Raw genomic sequence first — 23344 nt, forward strand, 5'->3', positions numbered from 1 at the left:
TCCAATATGTCATTTGATTCTCTCGGCTTGTCCGAACCTCTGGTTCGTGCAGTCAACGAACTCGGCTACACGACGCCGACACCGATCCAGCGGCAAGCCATTCCGGCCGTGCTCGGCGGCGGCGACCTGCTGGCTGGCGCACAAACCGGCACCGGCAAGACTGCCGGTTTCACGCTGCCGATTCTGGAAAGGCTATCCCATTCGCGCGCGACATCGAGCAAAGTACCGGTTCGCGCCCTGATCTTGACGCCGACACGCGAATTGGCTGCGCAAGTCGAGCAAAGCGTGCGCGAATACGGCAAGTACCTCAAGCTGCGCTCGACGGTCATGTTCGGCGGCGTCGGCATCAACCCGCAAATCGACGCGCTGCGGCGCGGCGTCGACATCGTCGTGGCCACGCCTGGACGATTACTAGATCACCTTCAGCAGCGCACGATCGACCTCAGCAGCCTGCAGATCCTGGTGCTCGACGAGGCCGACCGGATGCTGGATATGGGCTTTATCCACGACATCAAGCGGGTGCTCAAGCATCTGCCTTTGCAGCGCCAGAACCTGCTGTTCTCGGCGACATTCTCCGACGAGATCAAGGCGCTCGCGGACAACCTGCTCGATTCGCCAGCGCTAATCGAAGTGGCCCGTCGCAATACCACCGCCGAGACGGTCACCCAAACGATCTATCCGGTCGATCGCGACCGCAAGCGCGAGCTACTCACGCATTTGATTAAGGCGCACAACTGGTTTCAGGTGCTCGTGTTCACGCGCACCAAGCACGGCGCAAACCGGCTTGCCGAACAGTTGACGAAGGACGGTATCAGCGCCCTGGCTATCCACGGCAACAAAAGCCAAGCGGCCCGGACCCGGGCATTGTCAGAATTCAAGGACGGCACGCTGCAAGTGTTGGTCGCTACCGACATCGCAGCGCGCGGCATCGACATCGACCAATTGCCGCATGTGGTGAATTTTGACCTGCCGAATGTTCCGGAAGACTACGTGCACCGTATCGGCCGAACAGGCCGCGCGGGCGCGACGGGCGAGGCCGTATCGCTAGTCTGCGTCGACGAACATCAATTGCTGACGGACATCGAGCGCCTAATTAAGCGCACGTTGCCGCGCGAGGTCATTGCCGGTTTCGAACCGGATCCCAACGCGAAACCAGAGCCAATCCAGCGGCGCAGCCAGCCGGCGCGCGGCGCGGGGCCACGCGAACCCCGCCGCGCCGGCGCCAAGCCACAAGTTGGTCAAGCGGCGAAACCACCAGCGGCGCCAGCGGCCAAATCCCGCACAGGGGCAGCGGCTAAGCTAGGGGCAGCGGCTAAGCTAGGGGCAGCGGCTAAGCTAGGGGCAGCGGCTAAGCTAGGGGCAGCGACCAAGTCAGGGGCAGCTGCCAAGTCACAACCGGCGGCGCCAGCCAGGTCGCCGGCGGGAGCAGCCGCCAACCTGCGGCCCGCACAGGCGGGCAAATCCCCGTCGACGCACACTGCGAAGCCGGGCGCCGCGCCAGCAGGCAAGCGCAGCGGCGCGGTGCCCCAGATCGCGCCAGGGCGGCATCGCGAAGCGACCACTCCTTCGTCGCACGGTGGCCGTGACAAACGAATGGCGCCAGCACAGGAGCGCGACGCACGGCAGCCGCGCGCATCCGAATCACCGCCACGGCGCAACGGCGGCCCGGGTGCGCTGCTCGGCGGTGGTACCAAGAAGGGCTCGTCGCGCTAGTCGTGCGCGAGCAGCGCTCGGATTTGCGCGTCCCAACGCGCAAGCACGGCAGCGCTCGCGGGCTCGAGCAGCTCGAACGTGACGCCGGCTACGAGTTGTGCATAGTCGACGCGCTGCCATTGTGCCGCCTCCAGCACGGCGTCGAATACAGTTAGCGTCGTCGCGTCCTGCCGGCGCGGCGTGCTCACGCCCAGGCGCACCTGATACCACGCGTGCTCGAAAACGAACTCGAGCAGTGCGTTGCCGCCGGCGGCAAGAGCCCGCGCGGTGCGGGATTGCGGCCATAGCGCGAACCGCACACCGTGGGGATCAGGCACGACAATTTCGCCCACGCTGAGCAGCGACGTGCAAGGCCAGCGGAGCGGATCGACGGCGATCAATGAGGCCGCAAACGACGCCTTGTCATGCAGATGCGTGCCATCGAACCAGGCGCGCAGCACATCGGGCCACTCATCGAATGTGCCTCGTATCAGCGCGGTCTGCCGATCCGTCATCGTCTTCTCCGATTCGTCAATGGCGGCTCACGCGCAGCGAGCCGTCCGTGATCGTCGACCGAGCGCCGCCGTACGCCATACTAGCTAGCGAAAAAATACGTGCTGCGTGATCTTGGCCAGCGGATAATGCACGCTGGGTTGGATTTTCGCTGGCAGGTCGAGCGGCTTGAGCAGCATCTTCACGCACATGTCGGCCGATAAGTGCCTGCGTATCAGCGTGTTCACGCGCGCCGCCTTTTCCCGCATGTAGGCGCTATTGCGAACCTGTGCAGGATATCTGACCGCGAACACATGTCGCAACGCGATCTCCGAATCTTCGTTCTTGATTTCCATCACGCGGCGCATCAGCGCGCCAAGCACCGCAAGGCGGCCATTGCCCTCAATCTGGTTGTACTTCTTGAAAAACTTGAAGAAGTACTTGTAATGCCGCACCTCGTCACTACGAATGTTGTCGGTGATCTGCTTGAGCACCGGCTCGTCTGAGCACTCGTTGATCGCGCGATACAACGTAGCCGTACCGGTCTCCACCACGCAGCGTGCGACCATTTCCAACGCCCGGGTCTTTTCGAACTCTTCCAACGAGCACGTTTTCGAATACTCGTCAAAAAAATGCTCAAATGCCAGGTCCCAATCGAACTCTGGCCAAACATAATTGATATAGGCCTTCAGCGCACGGCCGTGCTGCAACTCCTCGTGTTCCCAATGCTGGTTCAGCCATCCGGACACTTCTGGATCGCCATCGAAGAACGCGCTGAGGTTACTGGTATACAAATCCGAGCCGCTTTCAATAAACGATGCCGCGCATAACAGCAGCAGCAAATCCTCGTTCACAGCGGCGCGCGAACGATCGATCCGCGACAAATCGATATCCTCGATACGCCACGGCAACACAGTTTGAGTGTCGGTTTGCATTTTTTCCTCCGAAGCCTGCGCCCCGGCACGCCTGCACCCCTGCTCGCAGTGCTTGATCCGGGTATCGGTTCGCGACTTCTGCATGCCCTACGTAGTATCGGTTGCAGTTTAACGTGCCGCGCCCGACTCTGCTGACCTGGAACAGACCGGGCATTCGTCCAGGCAGTTCCAATAGTCCGTGCCAAAAAGAACATTCGCTATACATCGTGTGTGGGCCTTTACAATACGCGAACCCGGACCGCTTCGCGACCATGCTAACAAGAACATGACCCGAGACCCGCGCATCACGTTGAATGCACGCCAGCAGGAATTGCTCGATTGCGTTCAGCATGAAGGCTTCGTTACTGTCGAGAACCTTGCTGCACGCTTTCACGTCACGCCGCAGACGATCCGGCGCGACGTGAATTGGCTCGCCGAAATAAACTTGCTGCGTCGCCACCACGGCGGAGTCACGTTGCCTACCAGTTCGGAAAACGTGTCGTATACCGCGCGCCAACGCATGTTCCACGAGGAGAAGCGGCGCATCGCCGCACTCGCCGCCAGCCATATTCCAGACCAGGCGTCGCTGTTCATTAATCTGGGCACGACGACCGAGGAAGTGGCGCGTGCGCTAAATCGCCATCGCGGCCTGCGCGTGATCACCAACAACCTGAACGTCGCGGCGGTCATGAGCGGCTATGCCGAATGCGAGGTGCTCGTCACCGGAGGCATCGTTCGTCCGTGGGACCAGGGCGTGGTCGGCGAGATGGCAATCGATTTCATCCGCCAATTCAAGGTTGACTATGCGTTGATCGGCATCTCGAGCATCGAACTGGACGGCACGCTGCGCGACTTCGATACGCGCGAGGTTAGGGTGGCAGAGGCCATTATCGAGCACGCACGCAGCGTGTTCCTGGTGGCGGACCATTCGAAGTTCGGGCGCCCCGCGCTGGTGCGCCTTGGCCATTTGAGCCAGGTCGACGCGCTGTTTACCGACGCGCCGACACCCAGTGAGATGACAGAGGTCATTCTGGCGGCGGGCACTGACGTTCACGTCGCCAATTGAACACGGCAACGCGCGCCACAAACATTTCACGCTTGCATGAGCGCCGTCGCTCGGTTTGCTTGTCACTGGAGAACAACGATGCTGAAGTCTGCGTGAATTCGCCACGCTTTTGCTAGTGAAGGACGCACCGAATCAGGATTCCCCAGTCTCGCGGGACCGATCCGGCGTCGGCCCGGCGGTGCTTTACTTCGATGCACGCGACGGGCGCTTGATCGGCGAGCGGATTCCATGGCAAGGCACCGCTGCCGATATTTTCGTGCAGATGCAATTCCCGCTGCATTCCGGGCGCATCACTGGCCTGCCAGGTCGGATCGCGATTTCGGCGATGGGCATCGTCGTCGCCATGCTGTCGGTGACCGGCGTCGTGATCTGGTACCGCAAGCGCCGCGCGCGCATGCTCTAGTACGACACTCGCCTCGCCGCCAGCGCTGCCACGGGCGCGCCCAAGCGCCGAGGAACGTAAAAACACAGCCGCCAGGACATCATTCCGGTGACGCCCAATTTGCCACGCCAGCGGCTCACGTCACCCAGCGTCCGGGCACTGTCCTTGCGTCGGGTGCCACCCGGCGACTAGGCTCCCTCCCAGCGTCGAACGTCACTCGACGGCTGAGCACCTTCCAAGCGTCGAACAGCACCCAACGACTAGGCATCCTCCCAGCGTCGAACAGCACCCGACGGCTGGACATCCTCCCAGCGTCGAACAGCACCCGGTGGCTGAGCTCCCTCCCAGCGTCGAACATCATCCGGCGGCCAGGCATCGCCTCAGCCCAGAACACCACCCGGCGACTGGGCATATGCGCTGAACGTCTCTTCCGTTGCCCGAACGTCCAACGTTCTGTCACATATTTGAATATCTTGATATTTTTAAGTTTATTCGCTAAATTTTCGTTTGCGAAAATTTAATGTTGCTAATCGCGCATAGGCAAGGACGCAGCGCGGGGACCGCGCGGCGGTGCCGTCACATTCGGAGGGATAAGGTGGACAACACGGATCACTACGATCTACTGGTCGTTGGCGGCGGCATCAATGGCGCGGGTATTGCGCGAGACGCGACAGGCCGTGGACTAAAGGTGTTGCTGTGCGAGCAAGACGACCTCGCAGCGCACACGTCTTCAGCCAGCACAAAGCTGATCCACGGCGGGCTACGCTATCTCGAATACTACGAGTTCGGGCTGGTCAGAAAAGCGCTGCAGGAGCGCGAAGTTCTGCTACGCGCAGCGCCGCACATCATTCGCCCACTGCGTTTCGTGATGCCGCACATGCCACACCTGCGCCCGGCATGGCTAATCCGCGCCGGGCTGTTCTTGTACGACCACCTCGCCCGGCGCGAGATGCTGCCCGGCTCAGAAAGCATCGACTTGCGCACCCATCCGTGCGGCACGCCGCTGGTGGATTCGATCACGCGCGGCTTCGTCTATTCGGATGGTTGGGTCGACGATGCGCGACTGGTCGTGCTCAACGCGCTCGACGCGCAGCTTCGCGGCGCGACGATCCTAACGCGCACGCGGCTAGTGAGCGCGCAGCGCAACGGCTCATCGTGGGACGCACAACTGCGCTCACGCGACGGACGGCTGCAACAGGTTCGCGCGCGCGCCATCGCCAATGCCGCGGGTCCGTGGGTCGGCGAGTTGCTGACCGACACGTTGAAGCTGGGCGCGCAGCATCGCGTCCGACTTGTTAAGGGTAGTCACATCGTCACGCGCAAGCTGTTCGATCATGATTTCGCGTATATCTTCCAGAACCCCGACAAGCGCATCATCTTCGCCATTCCCTACCAAAAAGACTTTACGCTGATCGGCACGACCGACGTCGAATACCATGACGACGCCTCGCGCGTGCAAATCGATGAAAGCGAAGTCGCGTATTTGTGTGAATCGGTGAACCGCTATTTCAAGCGCTCGATCGCGCGTACCGACGTGGTATGGACATACGCGGGTGTCCGCCCGCTGCTGGAGAACGACGAGAGCGCCACCGCGTCAGCAGTCACGCGTGACTACCGCTTAGACCTAGACATGCCCCCGGGGCAGGCGCCGATCCTATCGGTGTTCGGCGGCAAGATCACGACGTTCCGCAAGCTCGCCGAAGAAGCGCTGGACCGCCTCAGCGGGCCGCTGGCGATCACGCAACCGGCCTGGACCCGCGATGCGCCGCTGCCCGGCGGCGATATCGCCGGCTCGAACTTTGCGGCGTTTGCCGAGCAATTCGCGGCGCGTCATCGGTGGCTGCCCGACACGCTTGCACGGCGCTACGCGCACGCATATGGCACACGCGTCGAGCGGTTGCTGCAAAGCGCGAAAGAGCTGTCCGATCTAGGCACGGAAATTGCCCCCGGCTTGTACGAAGCCGAATTGCGCTACTTGCGTGACGAGGAATGGGCGTGCAGCGCCGAGGACGTGCTGTGGCGCCGCTCCAAGGTTGGCCTGCGACTGGACGCCCAGGCAGTCGGCAACGTGCAGGCCTGGTTCGAGCGATTCGGCGGCGATGCGCATGCCACCGCCGAACCCAATTTGCGCCTCGCCCGCGCGGTTCACGTGTAACCTGGCCAGCGGCCTGGCGCCGCGGGCAAAATAGAAAGCCCGAGGAGACGCCAATGACTGACCGCTACATTCTTGCACTCGACCAGGGCACTACCAGTTCGCGCGCGATTGTGTTCGATCACGGTGGACATGTCGTGTCCGTGTCGCAGAAGGAATTCCGCCAGATCTATCCGCAGCCCGGCTGGGTCGAGCACGATCCGCGCGAAATGTGGTCGACCCAGGCCGGCGTCGCCGCCGAAGCCGTGGTCGGAGCTGGGCTCAGTGCCACGTCGATCGCCGCAATCGGCATTACGAATCAACGCGAGACCACGATCGTCTGGGACCGCGATACTGGCGAGCCGGTCTACAACGCGATCGTGTGGCAGGACCGCCGTACCGCCGGCTTGTGCAACGAGCTGAAGGCGCGCGGCTTGGAAACGACGGTGCGCGAGAAGACCGGCCTGCCGATCGATGCTTATTTTTCCGCCACCAAAATCCGCTGGATCCTGGACCACGTCGATGGCGCGCGCGCCAAGGCGGCGCAGGGTAAGCTCGCCTTCGGCACCGTCGACAGTTGGCTAATGTGGAACCTGAGCGGACGCCAGTTGCATGTGACGGACGCGACCAACGCGTCACGTACGATGCTGTTCAATATCCATACCCTGCAGTGGGACGATGCGCTGCTCGCGCTATTCGACATCCCGCGTTCGATGCTGCCCGAGGTGTACCAGTCCTCGCAGATCTACGCCGACACACAGACGAGCCTGTTTAACGCCACCATTCCGCTCGCCGGTGTGGCCGGTGATCAGCACGCCGCGCTGTTCGGCCAGATGTGCACGGGTGCCGGCATGGTCAAGAACACCTACGGCACCGGCTGCTTTCTGGTGATGAATACGGGCGAGCAGCCGATCGAATCGCGCAATAACCTCGTGACCACGATCGCATGGCAGATCGGTAACCAGGTAACGTACGCGCTGGAAGGGAGTATTTTTATCGCCGGGGCGCTCGTGCAATGGCTGCGCGATGAACTGGGCATCATCCGGCACGCACGGGACATCGAAGCACTGGCGCGCTCGGTCGAGCATACGGACGGCGTGACAATCGTGCCCGCTTTCGCCGGACTGGGCGCACCGCACTGGAACGCCAACGCGCGGGGCACCGTGTTCGGCATTACGCGTGGCACGCAGGTCGGCCATCTTGCCCGGGCGGCCCTCGAGGCGATCGCTTACCAGTCGATCGACGTGGTCCGCGCAATGGAAGCAGACGCTGGACTGCACATCGGCGAGCTTCGCGTGGACGGGGGTGCGGTGGAAAACGACCTGCTAATGCAGATTCAAGCCGACCTGCTCGGCGTGGACGTGGTCCGGCCTCAAATCCAGGAAACGACTGCGTTGGGTGCTGCCTATCTGGCCGGACTCGCGGTCGGCTACTGGAACGATATTGCCGAGCTACAGCAGCAATGGCAAATGGATCGGCGTTTCGTACGCCACGCACGCGCTGAGGACGTCGAACGCGGGCTGGCGGCGTGGCATCGCGCGATTCATGCCGCGAAGGCATGGGCCGATGCAGCGTCATGAACCGCACTGTGGCCGGCCCATCTCGCTGCCGTTGTATGGCGAGCGAGTGCATAGCTGTCGCCTCGTGTGCGGCCCTCACTCCCCACCTGCAGCGGTCGCAGCGGCGTCGGTAGCGATATGTCATTTTTCGCGGCCGCGACTTCTGGGAGAATCGAGATCGCGATTTCCGGCGGCGTGCGGCTGCCGATATAAATGCCAACCGCAATGCCGACCGCCCGTACAGACCCTACAGTCTGGCGAGTTGCGCACCGTTCAAGTCAAATTCTTGGAGCCACGCACGCCGCGCCGCGCCGCATTGTTGCGATGCGACGCAAATCGAATTAACTGATGGACGGCACGCCGCTACCAACCGTGCGCAGCACAACGTCGCGTGTTGTTGTATGCTCGCGGATGCCGCTCGTGCGTCATCGAACCGACGCCCGGTGGCACGTTAATGCGTCTTCAGGGCGGGGTGAAAGTCCCCACCGGCGGTATGCCGCGCACCGGTCCTTCTTCGACCGGCGCGCGACGAGCCCGCGAGCGCCGATGCGGCATGCAAACGCCGCGTCGGGTCAGCAGATCTGGTGCGATGCCAGAGCCGACGGTCATAGTCCGGATGAGAGAAGATGTGAGGGCACGACGCCGACAGCGCGCACACGGCCAGTTCGCCGTGCCGGCGGCTGCCCGTGTCGGTCTTCCTTGGGTTGTCTCTTGCCAGCCGTTGCCCTGAAACGTTTTTCGCCAACCCTTGCGAGGAGCGTTTCATGTCGAAACCCACACCGTTGTTCGAGCCGCCGACAGGCTCGGTTCTGTACCCTCGTTATCACGCCGATCCCCACGCGATCCCGACGCGCATCGCCGCCGCATTGCAGGCGATACGCGCTGGGCGTCCTGTCGTGTTACAGGATGACTTCAATCGCGAGAACGAGGCCGACCTGATCATTGCGGCCGAAAAGCTCACGATCGAGACGATGGCGCTGTTGATCCGTGAATGCAGCGGCATCGTGTGCTTGTGCCTGCCGGATGCGAAGATTCGCCAGCTTGCGCTGCCGCAGATGGTGGCGGCCAACCAGAGCCGCCACGGCACTGCCTTCACCGTATCGATCGAAGCACGTGACGGCGTGAGCACCGGCGTCTCCGCAGCCGACCGGCTGACTACAATTCGCGCGGCCATCGCGGACCAGGCCAAACCGACCGACATCGTTCGTCCGGGGCACGTGTTTCCGTTGCGCGCACAACCCGGCGGCGTGCTCGCACGCCGTGGCCACACCGAAGGAACAGTCGACTTATGCTGGCTGGCCGGGCTGAAACCGGCCGGTGTGCTGTGCGAACTCATGAATCCAGACGGCACGATGACGCGCGGTGACGATGTCGAGCGTTTTGCGACGCAGCATCGACTGCCGATGCTGACAATCGAGGAATTGGTCAATTTCCGGCGCGCACTGGAGCAGCCGGGCACCGACGCGTCGATCCCAGCGCCCGCGGCACTCGGCTTGAGCACCTGCTAACCGGCGCAGGGGTTCGCGCGGCCGATACGCGCGGCGCGATGCCCAACGCCGGCGATGAACAACGTCACCGCGAGCGCCACCAGCGCAACGGTCGTGACGGCCCACGGCAGCGCAGTCAAACCCGCCGCCGTGGGTGATCACCACCACTAAGCCATGCCGCACCCGCATTGCCGAAGTCGAACGCGTCGATATTGAGCGTGGAGACGAGAGTTCGGCGCCACGTGCGCCTTCTCAACCACGCGCATTTGCAGCGGCGGTACAGTGGCAAAAGCAACGATACCCCACGCGCGTTGTGACCGTCGCTCAAAGCGACGGCAGCGTGGCTATGACATCGCGTACAAGTCGATCTAGGATATTGCCAGCGACGTGCGCGCAGGCCACCTGCAAATCGTGATGCCGGCATGGCACGGTCATCCGGCGCCGCTGAACGCGATCGCCCACCGCAACCGGTACCGATCGCCGCGGCTGCGCTTGCTGCTCGACTTCCTGGCGGATCGTTTTGCCCGCACCCTTCGCCGACATGAGGGATGTCACCGGCTAGGCGTATAATTCCGGATTCTCCCCCGCCCCCAGATAAACGACTGCGAACGGCGACACTATGCCCAAAAAAGTCTATATAAAGACTTTTGGCTGCCAAATGAACGAGTACGATTCCGACAAGATGGTCGACGTACTTGGCGCGGCTGAAGGTCTTGTCAAAACCGACTCCCCGGAAGACGCGGACGTCATCCTGTTCAACACCTGCTCGATTCGCGAAAAGGCGCAGGAAAAGGTCTTTTCCGACCTAGGTCGGGTGCGCGAACTCAAGCAGGCGCGCCCCGACCTGCTGATCGGCGTCGGCGGCTGCGTCGCCAGCCAGGAAGGCGCGGCGATCGTCGCGCGCGCGCCCTACGTCGATCTCGTGTTCGGCCCGCAGACGCTGCATCGGCTACCCGCGATGATCGATGCGCGGCGCGCGAGCGGCCACGCGCAAGTCGACATCTCGTTTCCGGAGATCGAGAAATTCGACAACTTACCACCGCCGCGCGTTGAAGGCCCCACCGCGTTCGTATCGATCATGGAAGGCTGCAGCAAGTACTGTAGCTACTGCGTCGTGCCGTACACGCGCGGCGAAGAGGTATCCCGCCCGCTGGACGACGTGCTAACCGAGGTGGCTGGCCTGGCGGACCAGGGCGTGCGCGAGGTCACGCTACTCGGGCAGAACGTGAACGCCTATCGGGGTGCGCTCAGCGCCGGCACCGCCGAGATCGCGGATTTTTCGATGCTGATTGAGTACGTCGCGGAGATCCCGGGAATCGAGCGGATTCGCTACACGACGTCGCACCCGAAGGAATTTTCGCAACGGCTGATCGATACGTACGAAAGCGTGCCCAAGCTGGTGAGCCACCTGCACCTGCCGGTACAGCACGGCTCGGACCGGATCCTGATGGCGATGAAGCGCGGCTATACGGTACTCGAGTACAAGTCGATCGTGCGGCGGCTGCGCGCGATCCGGCCGCAGCTCTCGTTATCGACCGACTTTATCGTCGGGTTCCCTGGTGAGACCGACGGCGACCATGCCAAGACAATGAAGCTGATCGACGAAGTGCAATACGACACCAGCTTCTCGTTCATTTTCAGTCCGCGCCCCGGCACGCCGGCTGCGACCCTGCATGATGACACGCCGCGCGACGTGAAGCTTGCGCGGCTTCAGCAATTGCAGGCCGCGATCGAAGCGCACGCGGCGAAGATTAGCGAATCGATGGTCGGCACCGTGCAGCGCATCCTGGTCGAGCGCTCGGCCCGCAAGGATCCGAACGAGTTAGCCGGACGCACTGAAAACAACCGCGTGGTGAACTTTCCGGCGCCGCAGGCTTCGCACGCCCGCCTGCTCGGCCAGATGGTCGACGTCGAGATTGTCCACGCCTATCCGCATTCACTGCGCGGGGAACTCGCGCTAACGCCAGCAAGCACGCATTGACCGGCGCCCATTCTCACGCATCTTGAAGACACCTCTGCCCACGCTCGAATTCACCGCGCCTCGCGACGACAACACGCGACTGGCGAACCTGTGCGGTCCGCTCGACGAAAACCTGCGCCAGATCGAGCAGGCGCTCGATGTGACACTGTCTCGCCGCGGCCACCGAATCACGGTTCGCGGCCGCGCCGCAAAAGTCGCTCTGACCGCGCTGGAGAACTTCTACAATCTCGCACGCGATCCGCTGTCCGTCGACGATATCCAACTCGCGCTGGTCGAGGCGCGCTACAGTGCCGGGCACCCGGCACGCGCTCCAGGCCGTGCCGCCAGCCGCAGTAGCGCCCGCGCGGCGGGTGCCGAAGGCACCGAGCCGCAGCTGGCTGCAGGTGCCGACGCGACGCGGGATGAGGCAGCGCCGTTGCACCTGCACGGCGACCCCGACCATCCCTTCGATGGGCCAGCCGACGCCGAGCCGCCCGACGACGAACGCGGACCAACGCTGTACACGCGGCGCGCCGACCTGCGCGGACGCACGCCGGCGCAGCGCGATTATCTGAAGCAGATTTTGCAGCACGATGTGACGTTCGGAGTGGGACCGGCCGGCACCGGCAAGACGTACCTGGCGGTCGCCTGCGCGGTCGACGCGCTGGAACGAGACCAGGTCAAGCGGATCGTGTTGACGCGTCCGGCAGTCGAGGCCGGCGAGCGGCTCGGCTTCCTGCCCGGCGACCTCGCGCAGAAGGTCGACCCGTACCTGCGCCCGTTATACGACGCGCTGTACGACCTGCTCGGCTTTGATAAGACGGCCAAGATGTTTGAGCGCCAGATGATCGAAATCGCGCCGCTCGCGTACATGCGCGGGCGCACATTGAATCACGCGTTCATCATCCTGGACGAGGCGCAGAACACCACGCCCGAGCAGATGAAGATGTTTCTCACGCGCATCGGCTTCGGGTCCAAAGCGGTGATCACCGGCGACATCACGCAGATCGACCTACCGCGGGGCAACAAGAGCGGACTGGTGGAGGCACAACAGGTACTGCACAACGTGCGCGGTATCGCGCTGACGCATTTCACGAGTGCCGACGTGGTGCGGCATCCGCTGGTCGCACGCATCGTCGAGGCCTACGATGCACACGCCAAGCGCCATCCGGACGGCGCGCATCCGGCATGAACGCGCCCCCTGCCCCGAAGCTCACGCTCAGCGTGCAGTTCCCGGCCAAGGCGTTCGCCGCTCATAAGGCGTTGCTGCCGCGCGCTAGGATCGCCGGTTGGGTCCGCGCCGCGCTCTTCGCGCCCGCTGAGTTGACAATCCGTTTCGTCGACGAGCAAGAAGGCCGCGCGCTGAACCGTAGCTATCGCGGCAAGGACTACCCAACGAACGTGCTCACGTTCGCGTACGGGGAATCGGATAATGAGTCGGTCAGCGGCGACCTGGTGCTCTGTTGCTCGGTGGTCGAAAGCGAGGCGCGCGAGCAGCACAAGCCGCTGGACGCACACTACGCGCACCTCATCGTGCACGGCGTGCTGCACGCGCAGGGTTACGATCACGAAGATGACGAGCAGGCGCAGGAGATGGAATCGATTGAAACCGATATTCTGGCGCGACTCGGCTATCCGGACCCGTACGCGCAACAGGGCTAAACAAGCCACAGCCTACCGAGAATGATGCAAGACGAACGTGGCAACCACGCCGAACCTGACGAACGCGAGCACGATGCACCGGCGCCGCCGTGCCCCCACACGCCGGCCGTGCGCACCAGTGCCGTGCCGCCCGGGGCGGTGCCGGGTTATCCGCCCACGATCGGCGACGCACGGCTGCTGACGGACGCGGAACTGGCGGCATCGATCGAACATACGCTGGTGCATTGGGACCGCGCGAGCGACTTGTGGCTGTTCGGCTATGGATCGTTGATTTGGAATCCCGGTCTGCCAACAGTCGAATCGTGCCGCGCACGCGTGATGGGCTATCACCGGGGCCTATACCTGTGGTCGCGGATGAACCGTGGCACCCCCGAACTGCCCGGCCTGGTGCTCGCGCTGGACCGTGGCGGCTGCTGCCCGGGCATTGCGTTCCGGCTCGATGGGCACAGTGCGATGCCGCACCTGCAGGTGCTGTGGCGGCGTGAAATGTCGATGGGCTCGTACCGTCCCGCGTGGCTGCGCTGCATGCTCGATGACGGGCGCGATGTACGCGCGCTGGCATTCGTGATGCGCCGCGAAGCGGCAACCTATGCTGGCCGCGTGTCGGACGACGTCATGCGTATCGTGCTCGCCCGGGCAAGCGGCCGCTACGGCACCACCTATGACTACGTCGCGCGCACCGTCGAGGCGCTGCGGGCGCACAAAATCCCCGATGTCGCGCTCGAGAAAATGCTCGGGCGCTGCTCGGGCAACGGCGTCCGGTCAGCAACCACTACCATCGTGCGCGGCGTCACAGACGCGCATTTCGGTTAGTGTATCCTTTGTTTATCTCCATCGCGCGTCCAGTCCCGCGGGACGCTTGAAAATGAACGACCCGTATCCCAGTCGGAAAAGTCACTCGAAACATCCAGACAAACCGCGCTCGCTGCTGGAGCGCTTGACCGATCTCATCTCGCCCGAGCCGGAATCCCGTGCGGAGTTGCTCGAAATCCTGCAGGACGCACACGCACGCAACCTGATCGACGCCGACTCGCTATCGATGATCGAGGGCGTGTTCCAGGTCGCTGACCTGTGCGCCCGCGACATCATGGTGCCCCGGGCGCAGATGGATGCGATCAACATCGCCGACAGCCCCGATCAGTTTATTCCATTCGTGCTGGAGAAAGCGCACTCGCGCTACCCGGTGTACGATGGCAATCGCGACAACGTGATCGGCATCCTGCTCGCGAAGGACCTGCTGCGCTACTACGCGGAAGAGGAATTCGACGTGCGCGGCATGTTGCGCCCCGCCGTGTTCATTCCCGAGTCCAAGCGCCTGAACGTGCTGTTGCACGACTTTCGCGCGAACCACAACCATATTGCGATCGTCGTAGACGAATACGGCGGTGTCGCCGGATTGATCACCATTGAAGACGTACTCGAGCAGATCGTCGGTGACATCGAGGACGAATATGACTTTGACGAAGAGGAAGGCAACATCATCGCGACGCCGGACGGCCGCTACCGGGTACGTGCGCTGACCGAGATCGAGCAGTTCAATGAGACGTTCGGCACGCACTACTGCGATGACGAGGTCGACACGATCGGCGGCTTGGTCACGCACCGCTTCGGCCGCGTGCCGCACCGTGGCGAAAAAGTGCGCATCGACGACTTCGTGTTTGAAATTCTGCGTGGCGACGCGCGACAGGTCCATATGCTGCTTGCTAAGCACGTGCCAGCCGGCGCGCTCGCGGCCCGCGACCGCGATGATCATTAAACTCAGGGCAACCCCCACGCACGTCTTTCCTATACCGACAGATGGTCGATAAGCCGATCGCCGATCCCGCGCCGCGCGCTGCCTCACCTGGCTTCCCGCCATTGCAACACGCGTCGCGCAGCCGTCGTGCGGCGGTACTGCATTTGACGCTGGCAGGCACAATCGGCGCGCTGAATACGCTTGCGTTCGCGCCCACGCCACACGGCGGCTGGCTTGAGGTAGCGATCTTCGCCTGTGCGTTCTGGCTCGTTTCGCGCACCCGCACGCTGCGCGGCGCGTTGCTCACCGGTGGCGCATTCGGTTTCGGTCAATTCGTCAGCGGGGTGTGGTGGTTATATGTGAGCATGCATTTCTATGGCTACATGCCCGCGCTCATGGCCGGTGCCGCCGTCGTGCTGTTCTCGCTCTATCTGGCCCTTTATCCGGCGTTTTCGGCCGGACTATGGCATTTATGTCGCGCACCGCGCGGGCAATGCGCGACGTTGACGCCCAGTTGGCATGCGAGCGTGGCGTTCGCCTGCGCGTGGACGTTGGGCGAATGGTTGCGCGGGACCGTCTTCACTGGCTTTCCGTGGCTCGCAAGCGGATACGCGCAAATTGACGGACCACTAGCCGGTTTCGCGCCGCTCGTCGGCGTCTACGGGGTGGGCTGGATCCTCGCGCTCGTCGGCGCGTTGATCATACAGGCAGCCATGCGTATTGGTGGGGCGCGCAGTATGGTCACGTGGCTCGTGCCCGTCGCCGTTGCTTCAGGGCTGCTCGTTTGCGGCATGCTGCTCGCGCGCGTGACGTGGACTCAGCCGAGCGGGCCCACATTGTCAGTACGCCTGCTTCAAGGCAACGTCGGGCAGAGCATGAAATTCGATCCGGTCGGCATCCATCACGCCATTACACTGTACCAGCAGCTCATCACGGAAAAGCCGGCCGATCTGGTCGTAACGCCCGAAACTGCAATCCCATTGCCACTGTATGAAGCGCCGCCCGAGTTCGGCACGGCGGTACGGCGCTTCGTGGACGCCACACACACATCGGTCCTGTTCGGTACGGTCGGCACAACAATGACCGAAAACGGGCCGAAGAATTTGACCAACGCACTGTACGGGATCACGCCGGAATCGTCGGGCCTATACCGGTACGACAAGCATCACTTGGTGCCATTCGGCGAGTTCATCCCGTGGGGCTTCCGGTGGTTCGTCGACATGATGAAGATGCCATTGGGCGACTTCTCGCGCGGCGGCTCAATACAGCCACCGTTCGTCGTGCATGGGCAGTCAATCGCGCCGAATATCTGCTACGAGGACATTTTCGGCGAAGAGATCGCCCGCACGCTGCGCAGCCAGCCGCAACCCGCCAGCGTGCTGGTCAACTCGACGAACCTCGGCTGGTTTGGCAATACGATTGCCCTGGATCAGCACCTGCAGATGGCACGGATGCGCGCGCTCGAGACCGGGCGGCCGATGCTGCGCGCCACCAACACGGGTGCCACCGCGATGATCGATGCAGACGGCTCGGTCAAGACCCAATTGCGCCGCTTCACAGTGGGCGCCCTTGACGTACGCGTGCAAGGCCGCAGTGGCATGACGCCCTACATCATAGCCGGCAATATCACCATATTGGTCATATCGCTGGTCGGGTTGGCGATCGGGTTTGGGATGGGACGCGGCGCCCGCGCTGGCCGCCCATGCAAATAGGCACGCCGCTTCTCCCCGCGGCGTTGTTGGAAGTCCTGCTCCAGCATTGCCCGCGCCGCGTCACGCAAAGCTCTTTTGCGTCGCCCTTCGGGCAAGCGTTCGATGCCGTACTGCAATTGCGCCACCGTCACCGCGGTAAGCAACAGCGCATGTGACGCTTGGCGATCCAGCCAGGCCAGCCCCCCTGCGTCGGGCTGCGCGCGTATCAGCTCCGACAGGACATGGGTGTCAAGGACGCTCATTCAGGCAGTGCGGCCGGCCGGGCCCTTTCTGTGCGCGGTGGGAATTCCAGTTCAGGTTCGGATAACGCCGCAAAACGATGGTGGTTCCGGCGGCCCAGCCCGCCTTGCGGACTGGGCAGCATCAGTGCTTGGCGCGTACCTCCTCCTCCATCGAGCGGCCGTGCTGGGCAGCTTCAATGCGCAGTTGCGCTTTGAGCGCGTCGTCTGAGTCATCAAAATCGGCGTAGCAGGACGTTTTCGTCGACCCGCCGCCGACTAGTTTGGTTACGTTCTAACGCACGGCAACCACCCACCACCTTTTGCAAAAGCCTATTCTTTTCGGGAAACAAAAATGGAACGGTGGGTAGGCGCGATGCAGAAGCTGAGTCTCAGACGCCGATGACACAGTGGAGCCGGCACAGCCCCATGCACTGGCATGAGCTAGAACAAGTCTTGCAACAGCGCGCGCGATATTTGGGGTCAAGTATCGTGACAAGATAAGATTGTCGTGCCGTTGAACGATCAACCACACAGGAGCCGAGCATGAAACGACCTTTCTTTTGCGGTTGCCGCCGCGCGTTCACGTCATCTGTCTTCAAGGGCGTACTCGCGTTGCCGTTGGGTGCGCTGATGTCTCAAGTACGCGCGCAGTCCAGGCCGGATACGCATGAACCCCTTAGCCAACAGCCTGTGCTCCAGGACGCGCCTCGATTGACAAATTCCGTGATGACCGAACATAACCTCATCCTAAAAACCCCTGTGCCGCGGACCCGATCGAGTCTTGCCCGGCAGCTCGCGGAAGGTGGCGTGACGGCAGGTAGCACAATCCTCGTGCATTCGTCCCTCAGCTCGCTTGGGTGGGTCGCCGGAGGAGCCGTGGCCGTCATTCAAGCGCTAATGGACTGCGTCGGGCCTAACGGGACGCTGGTCATGCCAACCCACACTGCTCATTTGACCGATCCCGCAGAATGGGAAGCGCCGCCTGTGCCATCCAGCTGGGTCGAGACCCTTCGCGAAGAAATGCCGGCGTACGATCCGGCGACCACCCCGACTCGCAACATGGGCGCCGTGGCTGAACTATTTCGTACTTGGCCCGGCGCCCGCCGCAGCCTGCACCCTACCTGCTCGTTTGCTGCAATTGGGCCGCGAGCCGATCAGATCACAGCCGACCATGCGCTCGAGAGCCCGCTTGGTGAAAGGTCACCATTGGCCAAGCTCTACGACGCAGACGCCTTCGTTCTCCTTCTGGGCGTAGACTTCGACGTTTGTACGATGCTCCACCTAGCGGAACAACGGGCGTGGCCGAACAGGCCGAAAACGCGGGAAGGCTCGCCGATCCTCGAGAACGGTATCAGGCGATGGGCAGTCTACGAGGCCCCTGCCCTCCTTGACTCCGAGCACTTCCTACCGGTGGGCCGCGCGATGAAAGACCGCGGGGCAATCAAGACGTTCAGCGTGGGGAATGCACGCAGCATGCTCTTCTCTGGTCGTGAGGCGGTCGACTTTGCGATCCACACTTGGAGAGGCCAGCTCCCTCCTGCCTAATCGGCCTACGTGCCCTGTCCCGCGCCGTGGGGGCGCCCGCAGGCGTGGGCGACCCCGGTACGCGGCAAAGCGATCGGTCCCGCGCCCTTTTCCGCTAAAATCTCCCCCTTTAGCAATTTTCTTGCCCCCGGGGCGGCGGCGTGTGCCGGTGCGCACGTCCAGACGCTTCGCCTGAAAGGCATTTCATGCTCACGTTCCAGCAAATCATCCTGACCCTGCAGTCCTACTGGGACAAACAGGGCTGCGCGCTCCTGCAACCGTACGACATGGAAGTCGGCGCCGGCACGTCGCACACCGCAACGTTTCTGCGCGCGATTGGTCCCGAGCCGTGGCGTGCTGCCTATGTGCAGCCGTCGCGGCGTCCCAAGGATGGCCGCTACGGTGAAAATCCCAACCGGATGCAGCACTACTACCAGTATCAGGTCGTCCTCAAGCCAGCGCCAGAGAATATCTTGGACCTGTACTTGGGCTCGCTGCAAGCGCTCGGACTAGATCTGAAGCAAAACGATGTGCGCTTTGTCGAAGATGACTGGGAGAACCCGACGCTGGGCGCTTGGGGCCTAGGGTGGGAAGTGTGGCTCAACGGCATGGAGATCACGCAGTTCACGTACTTCCAGCAAGTCGGCGGGCTCGATTGCAAGCCGGTGCTCGGCGAGATCACGTACGGCATCGAGCGCCTGGCCATGTATCTCCAGCAGGTCGAGAACGTGTTTGATCTGGTATGGACCGAATGGGAAGAGGATGGCCCGGCCGGCAAGGTGCTGCGCCAGCTAACCTACGGCGACGTATTTCACCAGAACGAGGTCGAGCAGTCGACATACAACTTTGAGCAATCAAATGCCGAGCTGCTGTTCACGTTCTTCAACGCGTATGAGAGCGAGGCCCGGCGCATTATCGAGCAACGACTTGCGCTGCCGGCCTACGAGTTGATCCTGAAGGCCGCGCATACGTTCAATCTGCTCGATGCTCGCGGGGCGATCTCCGTGACTGAGCGCGCCGCGTACATTGGCCGCATTCGTGCGCTGTCGCGGCTGATTGCGCAGGCGTACTACGATTCGCGGGAGGCACTCGGCTTTCCGATGCTGGGCGAGGTGACCGGCGCGCATGCGCGCGGCACCGTCACCGCTCAGCAAGAGGCCGCCCGCCCCGATTGGGTGCCGCCGCTGAAGGTCGAGCGCAAGCTCGAAGACGACGCCTGAGACGACAGAAGAGAAGCCATCCCAATGAGTCAACCATCCACCCTGCTCGTCGAACTGCTGACCGAAGAGCTACCGCCGAAGGCGCTCGCCCGCTTGTCCAATGCCTTTGCTAACGGTTTGGTCGAACGACTCGCCGCGCGCGACCTGATCGACGTCGCTGACGGCGGCTCGCCTTCATTCGAGCCGTTCGGCACGCCGCGTCGGCTGGCGGTCGCGATCCGCAACGTGCGCGCCGTGGCGCCGCAGCGCCAGGTGCGCGAAAAAGTACTTCCCGTTTCCGTGGCACTCAACGCCAACGGGCAGCCCAGCGCGCCGCTAGCCAAAAAGCTCGCCGCGCTGGGCTTTCCGGACATGCCGCTCACGCGACTGGAGCGCGCGATGGACGGCAAGACCGAAGCGTTCTTCCTGAATTACGCCGCACCGGGCGTGACATTGGAAGATGGTCTGCAGGCCGCACTAGACGAAACCCTCGCCAAACTGCCGATCCCGAAGGTCATGACGTATCAGCGGCCGGACGGCACGAGCGTGCAGTTCGTGCGCCCGGCGCACCGGCTTCTTGCGCTGCACGCGAACCGTATCGTGCCAGTCACGGCGCTCGGATTGGATGCGGACGCGGTCACGCTCGGCCACCGGTTTCTGTCCGAGGGTCGCGTCGCGATCTTGCATGCAGACGACTATGCGCGCACGCTTGAGCAGCGCGGCAAGGTCATCGCCAGCATGCGGGCACGCAAGGAGGCAATCCGCGCGCAATTGCTCGAGCATGCAGGCGCGGACCACGTACTGATGCCCGAGGCGCTGCTCGACGAAGTCAATGCGCTGGTCGAATGGCCGATCGTCTACGAATGCCGTTTCGATGACGCATTCCTGCAGGTGCCGCAGGAATGCTTGATCCTAACGATGCAGACGAACCAGAAGTATTTCGCGCTGACCGACGCCAGCGGCAAGTTGCGGTCACGCTTCCTGATCGTGTCGAACGTGCAGACCCACACGCCGCAGCAAATCGTGCTGGGCAACGAGCGCGTCGTGCGTCCACGGCTGGCCGACGCGAAGTTCTTCTTCGAACAGGACCAGAAAAAGACGCTCGAGCAACGCGTGCCGCTGCTGGCCAATGTCGTGTACCACAACAAGCTGGGCTCCCAATTGCAGCGCGTCGAGCGACTCGAGGCGCTGGCGGCGGTGATCGCGCCCGGCGTCGGCGTCGATGCGCAGCGGGCAGCGCGCGCCGCGCGGCTGGCTAAGGCGGACCTGCTCACCGACATGGTAGGCGAGTTCCCAGAATTGCAAGGCACGATGGGCGCCTACTACGCGCGCCACGACGGCGAACCCGACGATGTCGCGCTGGCATGCTCGGAGCACTACCGACCGCGCTTTGCTGGCGACGAGCTACCGTCCACCGCGATTAGCACCGCGGTCGCGCTCGCCGATAAGCTCGAGACGCTGGTGGGCATCTGGGGCATCGGCCTGCAGCCGACCGGCGAGAAGGACCCGTTCGCGCTGCGCCGACACGCGCTCGGCGTGCTGCGCATCGTGCTCGAAAAGCGGCTGCCGCTGGATCTGATGGACTTGTTGCGGCATGCGTACGCGCAATTTGCGTCCCAGCCGCAGGTAGCCGACCCCACCAGCGCGTTGTACGGCTTCTTCATCGACCGGCTACGCGGTTTGTTGCGCGAGCGCGGCTACGACGCGAACGAGGTGGACGCGGTACTGAGCCAGAATCCGACCCGCATTGACGACATCACCGGCCGACTCGATGCGGTACGTGAATTTGCCGCGTTGCCCGAGGCAGCATCGCTGGCAGCGGCCAACAAGCGGATCACAAACATCCTGAAGAAATCCGACGGCGCGGCCCAGCACATCGAGACAAAGCTGTTGGTGGAACCGGCGGAACGCGCGCTGTTTGAGCAGTTGCACAACGTCACGCCGACCGTGCAGGGCCGGCTTAACTCACGCGACTACACAGGCGCGCTGTCAGCGCTCGCCTCGTTGCGCGACGCGGTCGATACATTCTTCAACGACGTCATGGTCAACGCCGACGATGCTGCATTGCGGGCGAACCGGCTGGGCTTGTTGGCGCGGCTGCACGAGCAGATGAATTGCGTGGCCGATATCTCGAAGCTCGCAGCATGAGTGACGGCCGATTCTCTTTCCCGGCAAACAGCGTGAATTGACGATGCAAAAGAAACTCGTGATCCTCGATCGTGACGGCGTCGTCAACCAGGACTCCGACGCGTTCATCAAGTCACCCGACGAGTGGATCCCGATCCCGGGCAGCCTCGAGGCGATCGCGCGGCTGAACCAGGCGGGCTACCGCGTCGTAATCGCGAGCAACCAGTCGGGCATCGGTCGCGGCCTGTTCGACATGGCCACGCTCAACGAGATACACGAGAAGATGCACCGCAAGCTGACGGCGCTGGGCGGGCGGGTCGATGCCATCTTCTTCTGTCCGCATACGCCCGCCGACCATTGCGATTGCCGCAAACCGAAACCCGGCCTGCTCGCGCAGATCATCCGGCGCTTCGAGATCGATGCCGCCAGCACGCCGGTGGTCGGCGATTCGCTGCGCGACCTACAAGCCGGTGCAGCGCTAGGATTCAGCTGTCACCTGGTGCTGACCGGCAAGGGCCAGAAAACGCTGGACGCGGGCCATTTGCCGGCGGGCACGACAGTCTATTCGGACTTGCATGCGTTTGCGCTCGACTTCCTTGCCGCCGAGGCCGACTGAGCTGACGCACCCGCACCGCCCAAAGCTTTGTACCAAACCATCATGCACGTGATTCGCTCGACGCTGTTCTTCGTTTACCTGATCGTCTATACGATCCCGTATGCATGCGCCTGCTTCATTGTTTTCCCGTTTCTGAACGCACACCGGCGCTATCGGATGGCCGTCGGCTGGTGCCGCTCGACGCTGTGGACGCTGCGGCACCTGGTCGGCGCGAGTTGGCACATCGAAGGCCTGGACAACCTGCCCGACGGCCCGGCCGTGCTGCTGTCCAAGCACCAGTCCGCGTGGGAAACGCTGGCCTTCCCGGCAATCATGCCGCGTCCATTGTGCTATGTCTTCAAGCGCGAGCTGCTGTACGTGCCATTTTTTGGTTGGGCCCTCGGGATGCTGAAGATGGTGCACATCGATCGCAACAAGGGACACAGCGCGTTCAAGTCGGTGATTCGGCAGGGCAAGGAACGGATGGCCGAGGGCTCATGGGTCATCATGTTCCCGGAAGGCACACGGGTGCCAGTGGGCAAGCGTGGCAAATATAAGACTGGCGGCACGCGCTTCGCGGTCGCTGCCGGGGTACCCGTGGTGCCGATCGCGCACAACGCCGGACACGTGTGGCCGCGCAACTCCTTCCTGAAATTTCCGGGTATAGTCACAGTGTCGATTGGCAAGCCCATCGACACCCGTAACCTGAACGCTGACGAAGTCATGGCGCGCGTCGAGGAATGGATTGAAACCGAGATGCGTCGCATCGATCCGCACGCGTATCCTGCGCAGGACGAAACGCCGGTGTATGCCAAACGCACGTCGTCGTCCGAGGCGGTCTGAGCGCGCTCCGATACGATAGCCAGCGACCCGCGCAGCGACACCC

General features: G+C 63.0%; 20 protein-coding genes, 3 pseudogenes and 1 riboswitch. Of the genes and pseudogenes, 18 read left to right on the top strand and 5 right to left on the bottom strand.

Annotated elements, in window-relative coordinates:
• The first annotated feature begins 6 nt into the window (after nt 1–6).
• The gene (locus B0B13_RS10400; RefSeq protein ID WP_076796225.1) at nt 7–1713 is read left to right on the top strand and encodes a DEAD/DEAH box helicase; all 1707 of its coding nucleotides are present in this window, start codon (nt 7–9) and stop codon (nt 1711–1713) included.
• Here B0B13_RS10400 and B0B13_RS10405 read toward each other — a convergent pair.
• Together B0B13_RS10405 and B0B13_RS10410 are read right to left on the bottom strand one after the other, a co-directional pair.
• Entirely contained in the window at nt 1710–2207 is a 498-nt protein-coding gene (locus B0B13_RS10405) for a hypothetical protein (protein ID WP_076796228.1), read from the bottom strand. The two genes, B0B13_RS10400 and B0B13_RS10405, sit on opposite strands and share 4 nt — an antisense overlap.
• Nucleotides 2208–2291: 84 nt before the next feature.
• Nucleotides 2292–3119 (bottom strand): ferritin-like domain-containing protein, encoded by an 828-nt coding sequence (locus B0B13_RS10410; protein ID WP_076797269.1) that lies wholly within the window; start codon nt 3117–3119, stop codon nt 2292–2294.
• Nucleotides 3120–3384: 265 nt separating this feature from the next.
• Here B0B13_RS10410 and B0B13_RS10415 point away from each other — a divergent pair, with 265 nt between their 5' ends.
• From B0B13_RS10415 to ribB, 5 genes and pseudogenes are all read left to right on the top strand, one after another.
• Nucleotides 3385–4164 carry a DeoR/GlpR family DNA-binding transcription regulator gene (locus B0B13_RS10415; RefSeq protein ID WP_076786122.1) on the top strand — a complete coding sequence of 260 codons (780 nt, stop codon included), beginning with the start codon at nt 3385–3387 and terminating at the stop codon, nt 4162–4164.
• A gap of 163 nt (nt 4165–4327) precedes the next feature.
• Nucleotides 4328–4567: pseudogene (locus B0B13_RS10420) on the top strand (PepSY domain-containing protein); the annotation flags it as partial.
• A 574-nt stretch (nt 4568–5141) separates the two neighbouring features.
• A complete protein-coding gene (glpD, locus tag B0B13_RS10430; RefSeq protein ID WP_235091101.1) occupies nt 5142–6701 on the top strand; it encodes a glycerol-3-phosphate dehydrogenase in 1560 nt (519 codons plus the stop codon).
• Nucleotides 6702–6754: 53 nt separating this feature from the next.
• Nucleotides 6755–8257 carry a glycerol kinase GlpK gene (glpK, locus tag B0B13_RS10435; protein WP_076786119.1) on the top strand — a complete coding sequence of 501 codons (1503 nt, stop codon included), beginning with the start codon at nt 6755–6757 and terminating at the stop codon, nt 8255–8257.
• A 433-nt stretch (nt 8258–8690) separates the two neighbouring features.
• A riboswitch (FMN riboswitch) is annotated at nt 8691–8868 on the top strand.
• A gap of 132 nt (nt 8869–9000) precedes the next feature.
• Complete coding sequence (gene ribB, locus B0B13_RS10440) at nt 9001–9744, top strand: 3,4-dihydroxy-2-butanone-4-phosphate synthase (RefSeq protein WP_370643013.1); 744 nt, start codon at nt 9001–9003, stop codon at nt 9742–9744.
• On the opposite strand, the pseudogene B0B13_RS19795 reads toward ribB, so the two are convergent.
• Nucleotides 9741–10028: pseudogene (locus B0B13_RS19795) on the bottom strand (MFS transporter); the annotation flags it as partial. The gene ribB and the pseudogene B0B13_RS19795 overlap by 4 nt on opposite strands.
• A gap of 34 nt (nt 10029–10062) precedes the next feature.
• On the opposite strand from B0B13_RS19795, the pseudogene B0B13_RS19395 reads away from it, so the two are divergent.
• From B0B13_RS19395 to lnt, 7 genes and pseudogenes are all read left to right on the top strand, one after another.
• Nucleotides 10063–10293: pseudogene (locus tag B0B13_RS19395) on the top strand (hypothetical protein); the annotation flags it as partial.
• Between the two features lie 49 nt (nt 10294–10342).
• Nucleotides 10343–11704, top strand: coding sequence for a tRNA (N6-isopentenyl adenosine(37)-C2)-methylthiotransferase MiaB (miaB, locus tag B0B13_RS10455; protein ID WP_076796239.1), 1362 nt, complete (start codon nt 10343–10345; stop codon nt 11702–11704).
• A 22-nt stretch (nt 11705–11726) separates the two neighbouring features.
• On the top strand, nt 11727–12875 hold the full coding sequence (locus B0B13_RS10460) for a PhoH family protein (RefSeq protein ID WP_076796241.1): 1149 nt from the start codon (nt 11727–11729) through the stop codon (nt 12873–12875).
• Nucleotides 12872–13345, top strand: a complete 474-nt coding sequence (ybeY, locus tag B0B13_RS10465; RefSeq protein WP_076796244.1) for an rRNA maturation RNase YbeY — start codon at nt 12872–12874, stop codon at nt 13343–13345. The genes B0B13_RS10460 and ybeY overlap by 4 nt, the downstream gene beginning before the upstream one ends.
• Before the next feature lie 21 nt (nt 13346–13366).
• Nucleotides 13367–14158 (top strand): gamma-glutamylcyclotransferase, encoded by a 792-nt coding sequence (locus B0B13_RS10470; RefSeq protein WP_083703709.1) that lies wholly within the window; start codon nt 13367–13369, stop codon nt 14156–14158.
• A gap of 52 nt (nt 14159–14210) precedes the next feature.
• Nucleotides 14211–15101, top strand: coding sequence for a CorC family transporter (locus B0B13_RS10475; protein WP_076786115.1), 891 nt, complete (start codon nt 14211–14213; stop codon nt 15099–15101).
• Between the two features lie 41 nt (nt 15102–15142).
• Nucleotides 15143–16792: an apolipoprotein N-acyltransferase gene (lnt, locus tag B0B13_RS10480; RefSeq protein ID WP_076796247.1), complete on the top strand. Its 1650-nt coding sequence runs from the start codon at nt 15143–15145 to the stop codon at nt 16790–16792.
• On the opposite strand, the gene B0B13_RS19800 is transcribed toward lnt, so the two are convergent.
• Together B0B13_RS19800 and B0B13_RS20075 are read right to left on the bottom strand one after the other, a co-directional pair.
• On the bottom strand, nt 16687–17034 hold the full coding sequence (locus tag B0B13_RS19800; RefSeq protein ID WP_338893456.1) for a PIN domain-containing protein: 348 nt from the start codon (nt 17032–17034) through the stop codon (nt 16687–16689). The genes lnt and B0B13_RS19800 overlap by 106 nt on opposite strands.
• A 121-nt stretch (nt 17035–17155) precedes the next feature.
• A complete protein-coding gene (locus B0B13_RS20075; protein ID WP_373566393.1) occupies nt 17156–17218 on the bottom strand; it encodes a FitA-like ribbon-helix-helix domain-containing protein in 63 nt (20 codons plus the stop codon).
• 338 nt (nt 17219–17556) lie between these two features.
• Between B0B13_RS20075 and B0B13_RS10490 the strand changes: the two genes are divergently transcribed.
• From B0B13_RS10490 to B0B13_RS10510, 5 genes are all read left to right on the top strand, one after another.
• A complete protein-coding gene (locus B0B13_RS10490; protein ID WP_237573963.1) occupies nt 17557–18558 on the top strand; it encodes an AAC(3) family N-acetyltransferase in 1002 nt (333 codons plus the stop codon).
• A gap of 185 nt (nt 18559–18743) precedes the next feature.
• Complete coding sequence (gene glyQ, locus B0B13_RS10495) at nt 18744–19757, top strand: glycine--tRNA ligase subunit alpha (RefSeq protein ID WP_076796250.1); 1014 nt, start codon at nt 18744–18746, stop codon at nt 19755–19757.
• 24 nt (nt 19758–19781) lie between these two features.
• Complete coding sequence (gene glyS / locus B0B13_RS10500) at nt 19782–21884, top strand: glycine--tRNA ligase subunit beta (protein ID WP_076796252.1); 2103 nt, start codon at nt 19782–19784, stop codon at nt 21882–21884.
• Between the two features lie 43 nt (nt 21885–21927).
• Complete coding sequence (gene gmhB / locus B0B13_RS10505) at nt 21928–22479, top strand: D-glycero-beta-D-manno-heptose 1,7-bisphosphate 7-phosphatase (protein ID WP_139337063.1); 552 nt, start codon at nt 21928–21930, stop codon at nt 22477–22479.
• Nucleotides 22480–22521: 42 nt separating this feature from the next.
• Nucleotides 22522–23301, top strand: a complete 780-nt coding sequence (locus B0B13_RS10510) for a lysophospholipid acyltransferase family protein (RefSeq protein WP_076796255.1) — start codon at nt 22522–22524, stop codon at nt 23299–23301.
• Nucleotides 23302–23344: the final 43 nt, after the last annotated feature.

Source organism: Burkholderia sp. b14 (assembly GCF_900156195.1).
Taxonomy (GTDB): domain Bacteria; phylum Pseudomonadota; class Gammaproteobacteria; order Burkholderiales; family Burkholderiaceae; genus Mycetohabitans.